This is a genomic window from Carnobacterium sp. (assembly GCF_045617425.1).
In the GTDB taxonomy this organism is placed as follows: Bacteria; Bacillota; Bacilli; order Lactobacillales; family Carnobacteriaceae; genus Carnobacterium_B.
In genome coordinates this window covers 492,185-505,565 of the sequence record NZ_JAZLIO010000009.1, presented here as the reverse complement: position 1 = coordinate 505,565, position 13,381 = coordinate 492,185, and the positions used below count along the sequence as shown (strand labels likewise).

The window sequence follows — 13,381 nt, the reverse complement described above, 5'->3', positions numbered from 1 at the left end:
ATGAGTCATTGCCAACACTGTCAGGTAACAGTTAAAGGCGATTGGTCAACTTGTCCACTTTGTCATCAGTCGTTAGAAAAAAGTTCGGACACACTTATACCGAATCCTTATCCAGATATCCCGTTACGTTTTAACAAAGAACAAGTTATCCGGATATTGATGATTATTTCTCTTGCGACGATTAGTATATCTTTGATTATTGAATTATTCTGGCTACATTCAGCCAAGGGTCTGAATATCATTTCATTTGGTATAGTGAGCATGTGGTTAGTTCTATTAATCATTATTCGGAAACGACGAAATATTGCTAAAAGCATTGTTTATCTGATTATTTCTTTATCCCTCCTAAGTATTTATTGGGATTATGTAGGCGGTTGGTCAGCTTGGTCAACAACTCATGCGGTACCTATGATTTGTATATTTGCGCTTGTTGCTATGTATATTGCAGTCCGATTAGTAAAAATAGAAGTTGGAGATTATATTTTATATTTGCTATGTGCTGCCTTGATAGGTTTTATACCAGCCGTATTTCTTTTCTTTAATTGGGTAACCACTCCTTTACCATCGTGGCTATCTATTGGTTTTAGCACAATAATGCTAGTCATAACGATTATTTTTTATCGGGTAGAAGTTTTGAAAGAATTAGAAAAAAGAATGATGATATAATTAGTTGATTTTGGTAGTGGAATAGGTTTTTTACAGAATAATACTTCAAAAAGAAAAAAATTAAACAACAGACTCTCCAACAGAAATTTTTAATATTTTTGTTGAAAAGTCTGTTGTTCTAATAAAAAACTAGAGCATTGACGTTAGTTACAAGACGTCAATGCTCTAGTTTTGTTTGGTACATATTTAAAATAATCGTGTACAAGAATAAGTATAAACTCTTTTCTTGCTAAGTATAAATTTATTTTAAGATATATGAGAAAGTTGTTTTTGCATTTCTAATAAATCGATGCGACGCACTTCTCTTGGTAAAAAACGACGGATATCATCATCGTTGAATCCAATTTGCAATCTTTTTTCGTCAATCAAAATAGGACGACGAATCAGGCTTGGTTCTTCTTGAATCAGTTCCAATACTTCAGATAATGAAAATTCATCTATCGGCACATTTAAATTTTGAAAGGCTTGTGAACGGTATGAGATAATATCTTCTGTTCCATTCTCTGTCAGACGTAGAATGGCTTTCAGTTCTGAAATAGTCAAACTTTCGTTGAAAATGTTTTTTTCAATAAAAGGTAGGTTATTTTCTTCTAACCATGATTTTGCTTTACGACATGAAGCTGAGCTAGGTGTTGTATATAACGTAATCATTTTTTTCACTCTCCTGTTTATAATTAATCTAATTTATAAGTGCTGAACGAAACTGAAATTCGTTTACAAGTAATATATTACTATGAATGTGTACGAAAAGCAACGTTATTTGTCACATAAAGTTCACAACTTTGTGACAAATAGACGTATTTTTTGTAAAAATCTGTAATGAAATTGTAAAGAAAGAATTTAAGACGAGAAATTTTGATTAAAAAGCGCTATATGTTAATCTGATAAAAAGAGTGCAACAAAATTAAGGGAGGTCATTGAAATGAAAGTCGCCGTTATTGGAGCAACTGGAAGAGCTGGCAGCTTAATTGCTAAAGAAGCGAAAGATAGAGGCCATAAAGTAACGGCCATCGTAAGAAATGCGGAAAAAATGGCCGATAAAGATATAAGGGTAGTAGAAAAAGCTTTTTTCACACTAACTTCAGAAGATATAAAAAAATATGATGTAGTTGTAAATGCTTTTGGTACAGGAATGGAACAAGAAGAAGCTGTCAAACATGTACAATTTGGTAAAATTTTAATTGAAGCTTTAAAAGAAGCACCTGATACAAGGTTGATTGTTGTAGGTGGAGCAGGCAGTTTATATCTAAATGAAGATAAAACGCTACGAGTAATGGATACGCCAGATTTACCAACATTTTTTCAGCCTACAGCGATCAATCAAGCTAAAAATTTGGAGGATCTCGAACAAGCTGATGATATAAACTGGACTTTCGTCAGTCCAGCATTAGATTTTGATGCGACAGGAAAACGAACGGGAACTTATCAAACAGGTACAGATCAAGTGATCGTTAATTCAAAAAATCAAAGTTACATTAGTTATGCTGATTTTGCTATTGCTATCGTGGATGAAATCGAAGATGCAGCACACATGAATGAACGCTTTACAGTCGTATCTGAACCTGAATAATAGACAAATAAAAAGGAACCTAATGAGCTGAATGCTCGTTAGGTTCCTTTTTATTTGTTAACGTTGTTAGTCATTTTCAAGTAATTCAATACTTTCATCAAGTTGTTGACGGTCTTCTCCAGAAATTTCTGGAAATTGTGGGTCAAGATTTTCGAGTACATTTATCATTACTTCGCTAATGATGTAACGTGCGTACCAATCGTCATCCGCTGGTAGGATATACCATGGTGCATAATCTGTGGAAGTATTATTCAACATATCTTCGAATACTTCTTGATAGGTATCCCAATGTTCTCTTTCTTCGATGTCACTAAATGAAAATTCCCAGTTCTTTTTAGGATCTTTCATTCTTTCTAATAAGCGTTCCTTTTGTACATCTTTTGAAACATTGAAGAAAAATTTAATGACTGGAAACCCATTTTCTGTCATGTATCGTTCAAAATCGTTTAATTGACGGAAGCGGACTTTCCATATGTCTTCATCGATTAAGTGATCGGGAAGAGGATCCTTATCCAATACATCGTGAATCCGAGGTGCAATAACTTCTTCATAATAGGAACGATTTAAAATACTGATTTCTCCCCTTGAAGGTTTTCCTTCATGAATTCTCCAAAGATAATCATGCTTAACTTCTGTTTCAGACGGTTTTTTTACTGAAGTAGTCTTCAATCCTTGAGCTGTTAGATTAGAAAAAATAAAACTGATGGCTTCGTCTTTGCCACTAGCATCAATTGCTTGCAGAACGACCATAATGCCTTTTTCTTCTTCTGCGTGGAGTTTTAAGTGTAAATCTTGTAGTTTTTTTATGCTTTCCGGAATCCACTTGTCTTGTAGTTCTTCTTCACTGAGGTGTTTGTATTCGGTTGTCGGATAATCTGCTAATTTAATTGGCGTTTGTTTTGGGGTGATGCGGTATTTTGAAATATCCATCCTAAGTTCCTCCTATTTTAATACTTGATTCTTTATTTACTATCTTTTATTTAAGTATGTCACATATAGTAAAGAGAGTAAAAGAATAGGATTAGGTGTGGATGAAATCGTATTCTTTGAAGAAGAACATCTGATATGGCATAATTAAATTATAAATGGAGGGATGCACTTATGGCTGATGAGCGTGATAAAGCGTTAAAAATTATTGAAAAGAATAAGATTGGAACAATGTCTACTGTCTCAGAGAATAAACCAGTATCTCGTTACATGACCTTTTTTAATGAAGGATTCATTCTTTACACTTTGACCGACAAACGGACAGATAAAGTGGAAGATCTGGAAAAAAATCCTCATACGTTTATTTTACTCGGATACGACACAGGTTTATTGAACAATAAATATGTTGAAATAGCAGGTCAGGTTTCCATTACTGAAGACCAATCTTTAATTGAACACCTATGGAGCCCGTATATGAATGCCATTTTTGATGGGAAAGATGATCCAAATATTACAGTTTTAAAAATTAAACCCGATACAGTTACTCTGAGAGGTACAAAAGATTCCGAAATTATCTCAGTTGATTTAAATTAAAACTAAAAAAAGTGAGACTACCAAGCATTATGCTTAGCAGTCTCACTTTTTTAGTTCAGTTCGGCTAAGTGATAATCAGCTGATTCAAGTCGATTGATTAAGGGATCTTGAAGATCTGGAGCCAGAACATATAACTCATGCATAGCTCGACTGCAAATGGTGTAAGCAGTAGATAAATTAGTAGCAGAAGATTGATTCGAGTAATGGAAAAGTGCAAAAGCAATATCAAATTCTAATCCCTTAGCTAACTGTACTGGGATGACAATAACGGGATGATGAGTGCTATCTGTATCTTGTAGTACTAAACTACTGTCGATACCAGCGTTTGTTAACTCTTTGTGGAAAAGTTCAGCTTCGTCGTAGTTTTTGCTAATAAAAGCTGTACGCAAGCCGTTTTTTTGACTATTAGAAACCTTTTCTTTTAGATAATTCCAATAATAATCGTTGTTAGCTGTTAAAATCAATTCTGGTTTTTTACCTTCACGAAAAGGCGACTCAGCAGCAACTTTTTCTTCTAAAAAGCGATTTGCGAATTGAGTGATCTCATTTGTAGAACGGTAACTTGTTAACAACTGATAGCGTTGAAAAGAATTTCCAGTGAATATGGTATCTAAATCGTTAAAAGAGATTCTCTTCATCAAAATATTTTGGTTTAAGTCACCACTCATAACAAAATTAGCCGTTGGATAAAAATCTTTCAGCATTTGCAATTGGAAGGGAGAGAAATCTTGTACTTCATCTAGGCAAATGTACTTGAATTTAGTGCTACTGATGGGACCATGCATTAATTGATATAAGCTATAAAAAGCATCCATATCTTCCAATACCATTTTTTTATGAGCCATGTTCGTTACAACTTGTTCGATGTGTTCTGACCACAGCTCTTCATCAATTGAAAATTCTTTTAGAGAAAGCAATTTAGGTACTGCTTTTAAGAAATGAATATATTGATGCTGATAACGAATAAAAGTTAATTTTTTAATTCTTTTGATAACTGGTGAGTAAGCCGTTTCTATAATTGAATCAATCAATGTTTCTTCAGCTTTTTGCTCATTTTTCGATTCACTTTCGTGCTGGCGCAATTCACTGTCCGACATGGAAAGCATTGCATCTTCGACCCATTTAGCGGTTCGTTGTGTTCTTTTGAGGACGTCTATTTTTTGTAACAATTGTGTTTGAAGAAGCCCTAATTTGCTGGCTAAAGTACCTTTGCTTTCAATACGGTAAAAGAGTTCTTTTATCTCTTCTTTTGAAATAAGAATTTCACCTTGAAAAGATAGAGAAGCAAAACGCATATAGTTCATTTTCAATTGATTTGTATAGTGTTTTAAAGCGTCTGAAAATTGAAGACTTCCTTTTAGTAAACTTACTTTAGATAATTCTTCATCCTGATTAGAAATAAGGGTGAAATTTGAAATTTTTTGATTCATGAATTCAGGGAAAGTATGACTAGTAACGTTCATTTCGCCCAATTCGGGCAATACTTGTGAAATATATGTTTGGAAAATTTTATTGGGTGAGAATAAGATGATTTCAGATGCTTTTAATTGATCTCTGAAAGTATAAAGCAGATAAGCAATTTTTTGCATCAATACAACAGTCTTCCCAGATCCAGCAACACCTTCGATTAAAGTGATTTTAGCAGAGATTTCTCGAACGATTTGATTTTGTTCCTTTTGAAGTGTCGAAATAACGGCACCCATTTGATAAGCGGATTTGTCTTCTAAGGCCTCAAGTAAGTAGGGGTCGCCCATTACATTATCTGTATCTAACATTTGAATGATTTTAGCCTTGCGAATTAAAAATTGACGTTTCAACTCGATCAAAAGAGCTAATTTTTGATCTCCAATTTTCAATGAAATGGTGTCTCCTACATTGCCTTCATAATAGAGCGAAGCAATAGGTGAACGCCAATCGACAACTAAATGGTCGTATTCATCAAAGACAGAACTGATACCAATATAAATGGTTTCTTGGCCAAATTCGTCTTCATAATCAATTCGCCCAAAATAAGGGTCGTCTACCATTTTTTCTAATGCGACAACTCGATTTTGGTTTTTTAACAATGTTTTACTGCGGATCATTAAATCTTGTTCAACTGCTCGTAACTCTCCGGCTGATTCCCACATACTTTCGCTTGACCCTTGATTGATTTTAATTTCGCCGGATTCTTTTAAACGTCTTTTTTGTTCAGCACTATCTTGTTCAACTGTTTTTTTTAATTGATTCAGTTCAAGTTGAATCTTTTCAACAACGGTATGGACACGTTGCTGTTCCATGTATTGGCTATCTTTCAATGAAAAAAACTCCTTTCAAAAACTCAAAAAATAAAGAATAATTTATTCAACTCATTTTTAATGCAACTAGCAGTATACCACCCAATAAGCTTGATTGCTATAAGTGCTTTTAATTCCATTTTAAAGAGTAAAAGTTATATAAAAAAACTATACACTATTTATGAAGCACTTTTATTATGAGAGCATCAATAATCAGGTTTAAATAAATCGTTTTTCTGAAAAAGATCTGTTACTTAGTAAATATTGAAACAAATATATCGACGCCTCTAATGTATTAAAAAATAATATAGATATTTCCAGAACTGTTGTCTGCGGTGCAAAGATGTTTTGATTTTAAACTTATAAAAATATATTTTGTGCTTGCGTATGTAAGAATTCATTTAAAAAATAAAACTAGATAAAGTCATGTATCGATATACTCTTATTAAATTAATGATCTAGTTAGTAAATCTGAAAATTTTAATCGACACGTATACCAAACAGCGAAAATCATTCAGATCAATACTTGGTAAATAGATATCCTGGGTAGACTCTATTAGTAAAGAAGCTAATGCCTATAAATTGTAATATAGACTTTAGATATCAGCTTTTTATAAAAAAAGTAAGCCTTGAGCAGGGTTTTTGTAAACGTTATATAAATGTGCTACATTAACCGTGAGCTTAAAAGTTCAATGCTAAAAAAAATTAGAAAGAAGGAATTTTATGTTTAAGCATACGAAAATTTTACAGTATAACGCTCTACCTGATAAACCAGATGCTTTAATGGCACGTCGGTTGCAAGAAAATCTTGGTGGCCACTGGGGTGAAATGACCGGAATGGCTGCATATTTATTCCAAGGTTGGAATACAAGTACTCCTGGAAACGAAAAATACAAAGACTTATTATTAGATACGGGGACAGAGGAGATTGGACATATTGAAATGCTCGCAACGATGATTGCTCATCTTTTGGACGATGCCCCTTTAAATATTCAAGAGAGCGTTTATAATAGTGGAGATCCTGCCATTGCTGCAGTAATGGGCGGAATGAATCCACAACATGCTATTGTAAATGGGTTAGGTGCTAGTCTTCAGGATGCTAATGGTAATCCTTGGACAGCTGCATATATGGAATCAAGCGGAAACTTGCTGGCTGACATGCGTTTCAATATTACTCGTGAATCTATGGGACGATTGCAAGTTACTCGACAATACCATTCGACAGAGGATAAAGGAGTTCGCGATATGTTGAGCTTCTTAATGGCGCGTGAAACTCAACACCAACTGCAATTTATGCAAGCAGCGAAAGAATTGGAAGAGAAATATGGTGTAGTAGTTCCTCATGGTACAGCTGATTTACAACATTCGGAATTCAGTCATACACTTTACAGTTTCTCTGAAGGTGACGAGTCTAGAGAAATTGTTGAAGGGAAAACAGCCAGAGATGGACAACCATTCAAGTATGAAGAAGGAAAAGCCATGTCTGAAAAACCTGTTAGTAAACCAAGACCTGAAGAATTGAGAAATACGGATGTTGACAAAATAATCGAAGATGGAAGAAAAATTATCGAAAATGATCCTGAGTTAAAATAATTAAATAGAATTTTTCAAGAGATTGGGAAAAAGATGCTGACCCCAAAAGTTAGAGAGAAATTTAAATTTTTTGGGGTCATTTCTATAGTATTCATTTATAATAATTACAATTGACCAGAATTATACAAATAAATAATTTAACAAACAAAAGGACTCTATCGCTTAAAAGCCGTAGAGTCCTTTTTTTATACGATTTAGTTAGATAGCTCATGAATTGTATACTTTTTTGAATATTTTTCAAACACTTCTATCCACTTTTTATTCACTTGAGACGTTTCTATATTAGGATGGACTGTAAGCACAAGTGTTTTCATAAAGCGCATTTTCTTATTTATAGTAATACTGTTCTACATTTAGTATAGCGTTCCTATTTTTTATAAGTACGCATTATTTATTTAGGTACTTTCGTAAAGGTAAGTAATAATTTAACTTATGCCTACTATATAAAATTTAGAGGGGAACTATGGAAATTAATCTCAATTTGAAATAAGAAAGAAAAGGGCTGAATTTAACTCAAGAACAAATAGTACAAAAAATAGTTGTATCTCAAAAATCATTTTCAAATTGGGGGACTGAGGAATCATTTCCTGATAGTTAGAATATAATTTAATTAGCTCATTTATAATTAATTATGAATAATAAATGATAAAAAGATTAAAATTAAATGTGTATTATGTTAAGATAAATATACTTTAATTTTTTGGGGGTATATTTATGAGAAGAAACAAAATAGGCGTGTTGTCTGTAGCACTTACACTAACCGCGGCACTAACTGCAGCTTGTGGAGGAGCTAACAGCGATACAAAGTCAACGAGTTCAGGTGAATCAAGCAATGGGGAAAATCTTGCAGCAGATCAAAGTATCTCTGTTGGAGTATTAAATGAATTGTCTACAGGGGATACCTTACTCGTATCGGATATTGGGACGAATACGGCAATGAATCAATACTTAGAAGGTCTCTATCGACTAGATGAAAATAATCAACCCATTCCGGCTCTTGCCGAAGATACAATCGTATCAGAAGATGGTTTAACGTATACCTTTAAACTTAAAGAAGATGCCGTGTGGTCAAATGGAGATCCGGTCACGGCTCATGATTTTGTGTATGCTTGGAGACAAGCTGTTAATCCTGAAAAGGCTGCACCGTATTCTTACATGTTTACTTCAGTGGTTAATGCAGAAGAAATTATTAATGGCGAAATATCACCAGATGAACTAGGTGTAGAAGCAGTCGGAGATTACGAATTTAAGGTTCAATTAAACGTGCCAGTCTCTTATTTTTTAGGTGAAATGGCCTTTATGCCTTTTTTTCCTCAAAATCAAACATTTGTAGAAGAAATGGGTTCAGATTATGGAACAAGTAGCGAAACAACACTTTCAAATGGACCATTCATTTTAACCGGTTGGGATGGAACGAACCAAGCCTGGAGTTATGAAAAAAATGAAGACTACTGGGATGCAGAAAAAGTTACTTTAGAGAGTATCAATGTTCAAGTGATCAAAGAGGTCTCAACAGCACTTAATTTGTTTGAATCTGGTGGGATAGACGATGCCATTCTTTCAGGTGAAATTGCTAAACAATACGTCGATCATGAAGCTTATGTAGTTGAACAAGAAGCTCGTACAAATTTTCTGCAATTTAATTACACTGATGTACCAATGCTTTCTAATGCAAAATTGAGAGAAGCTTTCTCTTTGGTATTAAACCGTGAAGAATTAGCAAATACGATCTTAGGAAATGGTTCGCTTCCAGCAAAGGCACTTGTTCCACATGATTTTGTCACAAACCCTGTTACCGGAAATGATTTTGCAAATGATGCAGGAGATTTTTTGACATATGATAAAGAACAAGCCATACAACTTTATGAAGAAGCAAAAGAAGAGTTAGGAACAGATACGATTGAAATAGCATTGGTTGCAGATGATGATGAAACAAGTAAGCTTGTAGGACAATACGTTCAGGGGGAACTACAAAATAACTTTGAAGGGTTAACCATTAATCTGACAAATGTACCGAAGAATAACCGAATTGAAAAAGGGCAGTCTGGTGATTTTGATATGATTCTAGGCGGTTGGGGTGCAATATTACCTGATGCTATCAACTTGTTGGATATTATGAACAGCGAAACGACTTTCAATAATGGGCCATATAAAAATGAAGAAGTTGATCAATTGTTAAATGATGCAGAAACAGTCAATGCGAATGATCCAGAAACCCGTTGGCAAAACATGCTTGATGCTCAGGCGATCATGCTAGATGAAAAAGGGTTCATTCCTTTGTATCATACAGCAGAAGTGCATTTGCGCAATCCAAAATTAAAGGGTGTTGAAGTTCATTCCGTAAGTTCTCGTTATGATTACCGCAATGCTTATGTTGAAGAATAGGAGAATAAAAAATGAAGGAACGCTTACTCGAACGATTCGTCAAATACGCTAAAGTTAACACACGATCTGATATGAATAGTCAGACCATTCCAACCACTTATTCACAAGTTGAATTTGCTTTAAAATTAGCTGAAGAATTGCAAAAAATAGGGTTAGAAGAGGTGGAGTTCAATAACAAAAATGGATTTGTAACGGCAACATTGCCAAGCAATTTGCCACATGAAGTTCCGACTATTGGATTTATTGCTCATATCGATACGGCCGATTTTAATGCAGAAAATATCCAGCCACAAGTCCACACGAATTATGATGGCCAAGATATTTTACTGAATGAAAAATTAGGTATTGTCATGACCACAACTGAATTCCCTCAGTTAGCGAATTATGTGGGTAAAACGGTGATTACAACAGATGGAACAACCTTATTGGGAGCAGATGATAAAGCAGGGATGGCCTCTATCGTTACGGCGATGGAAGAATTTATCCAGCATCCAGAACTTCCGCATGGAAAAATACGGATTGCTTTTGGACCAGATGAAGAGATTGGGCGAGGAGCATTGCTGTTTGATGTCGACCATTTTCAAGCTGATTTTGCTTATACATTAGACAGCGGAGTAGTTGGGAAATTCGAATACGAAACGTTTAATGCAGCTCAAGCAGAACTGACAATTAAAGGAACAAGTGTGCATCCTGGAACAGCTAAAGACAGTATGGTCAATGCGTTATTAGTTGCTGCTCAATTTGCCACAGCGTTGCCGCAAGAAGAAGTACCAGAAAAAACAGAAGGTTATCAAGGGTTCTACATGCTTTCGAGTCAAGTGGGAACGATTGATGAAGTCAAAGCAACCTACATTATTCGGGATCATGATAAAGCAACTTTTGAAAAAAGGAAGCAGCACTTCAAATTATTAGTTGATCAGTTTAATGAAACCTTTGATCAGCCACGTATTGACTTGAAGTTGTATGATCAATATTACAATATGCGCGATATCATTGAAAAGGATTTATCTATAGTAGAGTTAGCCTTAGATGCCTATAGGTCGTTGGGCATTGAACCAGATGTAAAAGCTTTTAGGGGCGGAACAGATGGCAGTATTATTACCTATAAAGGATTGCCGACTCCAAATATCTTTACCGGGGCTGAAAATTTACACGGTAAGTATGAGTTTGTTTCGTTAGAAGGTATGCAGCAAGCCGCTCAAGTGGTCATTGAGATTGCTCGGATGATTGCAGAAAAGTAAAGATTAGACAAAAAAAGACTCAGTGCTAATGGGTCTTTTTTTGTCTAAGATAAATAAATTTGGCAACCGATAAATGAGTAGTGTTATACTAGATGGGTAATTCTATTAAACGAAGTAAATAAAGTACAGGATGAAGGAGCGCGATAAAATGGCACAAGAAGAAATGAAAAATAGAGCAGATGTCTCTGAAGCATTAACCTGGGATCTTACAGGTTTATACCCAACGAAAGAAGCATTTGAAACTGCAGTAGCAGAGTTGAAAACGGCTGTTGCACAGTTCAGCACAACTTATGAAGGTAAATTAACGAATACCCAAACCATCCGTGCGGCTTTAAAAGAATATGAAGCTATTATGCAAACTGCTGACTGGACGAATCATTATGCCTTTTTGCCAGCTACGACTGATTTAACAAATCCCGCAAATACTGAATTGTCTCGTTCAATGGACAATGTGTTAGCTGAAATAGGTGCACAGTTATCTTTTTTTGAGTCAGAATTAAAAGCAGCAGATACAGTTGTCTTAGACCAAGTTGAAATAGAAGAGCCACAATTTGCTTCTTTTATCCGTCACATTAAAGAAGATAAATCGATTCAGTTGGACCCTAAAGTTGAAAAAGCATTGGCTCAACTTTCTCCTGTTCTTGGAGCGCCTGAAGCTATTTATGAACAAGCTCGTTTGGCGGACATGGATTTTGGAACGTTTAGTGTTGCAGGAAAAGAATACCCATTAAGTTTTGTTTTGTACGAAGACCACTATATGTACCATGCGGATACAGCTATTCGACGTGCGGCATTTGATCAATTTTCAGCAGTCCTGAGCAATTATCAAAATGTTGTGGCAGCTGCTTATTACACGCAAGTGCAAAAAGAAAAAACACTTGCTACGATGCGTGGTTTCGATTCTGTTATTGACTATCTTTTGTACGATCAAGAAGTCGACCGCGACTTATACAATCGCCAAATCGATCGCATTATGAATGATCTATCTCCTGTTATGCAAAAATACATTACTCACGTTAAAGAAATTAATGGGCTGGATAAGATGACCTATGCTGACTTGAAAATTGATTTAGATGCTGATTATTCGTCAATAATTACAGTGGAACAGTCAAAAGAAGTTGTGGTAGATGCATTGAGTGTTTTAGGACAAGATTATGTTGACCTTGTTATGAAAGCTTATCCAGAACGTTGGGTAGACTTTGTTCAAAATAAAGGGAAATCAACCGGTGGATTCTGTACGTCTCCATATGGCAAACACCCTTATATCTTGATGTCATGGAATAATCAACTATCAGATGTGTACACATTCATCCACGAAATAGGACATGCTGGACAAGGAATTCTTTCCGCTGAAAACAACAGCATCTTGGGTGCAGAACCGTCTCTTTATTTGATAGAAGCGCCATCGACATTCAATGAATTGTTATTGACTGAAGCGTTGCAACGCAAAAGCGAAGATCCGCGTGAAAAACGCTATGCCTTATCAAATATGATCTCAAATACGTACTTCCATAACTTTATTACTCATTTATTGGAAGCTGCTTATCAACGTGAAGTTTATCAATTGATTGATGAAGGGAAAAGTTTTGATGCTGCTAAATTAAGTGACATCAAACGCTCTGTATTGAACCAATTTTGGGGAGATGCTGTTGAGATCAATCCTGGGGCAGAATTAACATGGATGCGCCAAAGCCATTACTATATGGGCTTGTATTCATACACGTATTCTGCTGGATTAACGATTGCAACTCAAGCATTTTTACGGATTAAAGAAGAAGGGCAGCCAGCTGTAAAAGAATGGTTGGAATTTTTAGCTCTTGGAGATCAGTATCGTCCAGCTCCAGCTGCTAAAATCGCAGGTGTAGATATCACTACTGATAAACCTTTATCAGATACGATTCAATATTTAGATGAATCCGTTGATACGATTATTGCCTTGAGCAAAGAAATAAACATCTAAAGATAGCTAAGGGAAATAGTTAGAAGAAAACACATTCTAAATTTTTGATGATCTCATTCATCAGGAGTTAGAATGTGTTTTTTTATCTATTTTTCTTGGAGTTTCGTGCCACTCTTCCGAGGAATGACCGTTAACGGAAGAGTGGAGCAGAAAAAAGGTGTCACTCATC

10 protein-coding genes are annotated in these 13,381 nt (G+C 35.1%); 7 read left to right on the top strand and 3 right to left on the bottom strand.

From position 1 onward, the window contains the following. Complete coding sequence (locus tag ACKI3H_RS05700) at positions 1–666, top strand: DUF6320 domain-containing protein (RefSeq protein ID WP_407371306.1); 666 nt, start codon at positions 1–3, stop codon at positions 664–666. A gap of 246 nt (positions 667–912) precedes the next feature. Here the strand turns inward: ACKI3H_RS05700 and spxA are convergent, their stop codons facing one another. Beyond that, positions 913–1,317: a transcriptional regulator SpxA gene (spxA, locus tag ACKI3H_RS05695; RefSeq protein WP_013711643.1), complete on the bottom strand. Its 405-nt coding sequence runs from the start codon at positions 1,315–1,317 to the stop codon at positions 913–915. A 271-nt stretch (positions 1,318–1,588) separates the two neighbouring features. Here spxA and ACKI3H_RS05690 point away from each other — a divergent pair, with 271 nt between their 5' ends. Continuing rightward, on the top strand, positions 1,589–2,236 hold the full coding sequence (locus ACKI3H_RS05690) for an NAD(P)-dependent oxidoreductase (RefSeq protein WP_407371305.1): 648 nt from the start codon (positions 1,589–1,591) through the stop codon (positions 2,234–2,236). A gap of 66 nt (positions 2,237–2,302) precedes the next feature. Here ACKI3H_RS05690 and ACKI3H_RS05685 read toward each other — a convergent pair whose 3' ends face one another. Continuing rightward, positions 2,303–3,166, bottom strand: coding sequence for a PPK2 family polyphosphate kinase (locus ACKI3H_RS05685; protein ID WP_407371304.1), 864 nt, complete (start codon positions 3,164–3,166; stop codon positions 2,303–2,305). 171 nt (positions 3,167–3,337) lie between these two features. Here ACKI3H_RS05685 and ACKI3H_RS05680 point away from each other — a divergent pair, with 171 nt between their 5' ends. Continuing rightward, a complete protein-coding gene (locus tag ACKI3H_RS05680; protein WP_407371303.1) occupies positions 3,338–3,757 on the top strand; it encodes a pyridoxamine 5'-phosphate oxidase family protein in 420 nt (139 codons plus the stop codon). Between the two features lie 50 nt (positions 3,758–3,807). Here ACKI3H_RS05680 and helD read toward each other — a convergent pair whose 3' ends face one another. Beyond that, positions 3,808–6,054: an RNA polymerase recycling motor HelD gene (helD, locus tag ACKI3H_RS05675; protein ID WP_407371302.1), complete on the bottom strand. Its 2,247-nt coding sequence runs from the start codon at positions 6,052–6,054 to the stop codon at positions 3,808–3,810. A gap of 702 nt (positions 6,055–6,756) precedes the next feature. Here helD and ACKI3H_RS05670 point away from each other — a divergent pair. The 4 genes from ACKI3H_RS05670 (at position 6,757) to pepF (ending at position 13,212) form a co-directional block, all read left to right on the top strand. Beyond that, entirely contained in the window at positions 6,757–7,626 is an 870-nt protein-coding gene (locus ACKI3H_RS05670; RefSeq protein WP_407371301.1) for a manganese catalase family protein, read from the top strand. Positions 7,627–8,340: 714 nt separating this feature from the next. Next, positions 8,341–10,011, top strand: coding sequence for a peptide ABC transporter substrate-binding protein (locus ACKI3H_RS05665; protein ID WP_407371300.1), 1,671 nt, complete (start codon positions 8,341–8,343; stop codon positions 10,009–10,011). 11 nt (positions 10,012–10,022) lie between these two features. Further along, positions 10,023–11,252, top strand: coding sequence for a peptidase T (gene pepT / locus ACKI3H_RS05660; protein WP_407371299.1), 1,230 nt, complete (start codon positions 10,023–10,025; stop codon positions 11,250–11,252). Between the two features lie 148 nt (positions 11,253–11,400). Continuing rightward, positions 11,401–13,212, top strand: a complete 1,812-nt coding sequence (gene pepF / locus ACKI3H_RS05655) for an oligoendopeptidase F (RefSeq protein WP_407371298.1) — start codon at positions 11,401–11,403, stop codon at positions 13,210–13,212. The last annotated feature ends 169 nt before the right edge of the window (positions 13,213–13,381 follow it).

Excerpts from the sequence above, each read along its gene's own strand:
- pepT (WP_407371299.1), top strand. The coding sequence starts at position 10,023 with ATGAAGGAACGCTTACTCGAACGATTCGTCAAATACGCTAAAGTTAAC.
- ACKI3H_RS05700 (WP_407371306.1), top strand. The coding sequence starts at position 1 with ATGAGTCATTGCCAACACTGTCAGGTAACAGTTAAAGGCGATTGGTCA.
- ACKI3H_RS05690 (WP_407371305.1), top strand. The coding sequence starts at position 1,589 with ATGAAAGTCGCCGTTATTGGAGCAACTGGAAGAGCTGGCAGCTTAATT.
- ACKI3H_RS05670 (WP_407371301.1), top strand. The coding sequence starts at position 6,757 with ATGTTTAAGCATACGAAAATTTTACAGTATAACGCTCTACCTGATAAA.
- pepF (WP_407371298.1), top strand. The coding sequence starts at position 11,401 with ATGGCACAAGAAGAAATGAAAAATAGAGCAGATGTCTCTGAAGCATTA.
- ACKI3H_RS05665 (WP_407371300.1), top strand. The coding sequence starts at position 8,341 with ATGAGAAGAAACAAAATAGGCGTGTTGTCTGTAGCACTTACACTAACC.
- ACKI3H_RS05685 (WP_407371304.1), bottom strand. The coding sequence starts at position 3,166 with ATGGATATTTCAAAATACCGCATCACCCCAAAACAAACGCCAATTAAA.
- spxA (WP_013711643.1), bottom strand. The coding sequence starts at position 1,317 with ATGATTACGTTATATACAACACCTAGCTCAGCTTCATGTCGTAAAGCA.
- ACKI3H_RS05680 (WP_407371303.1), top strand. The coding sequence starts at position 3,338 with ATGGCTGATGAGCGTGATAAAGCGTTAAAAATTATTGAAAAGAATAAG.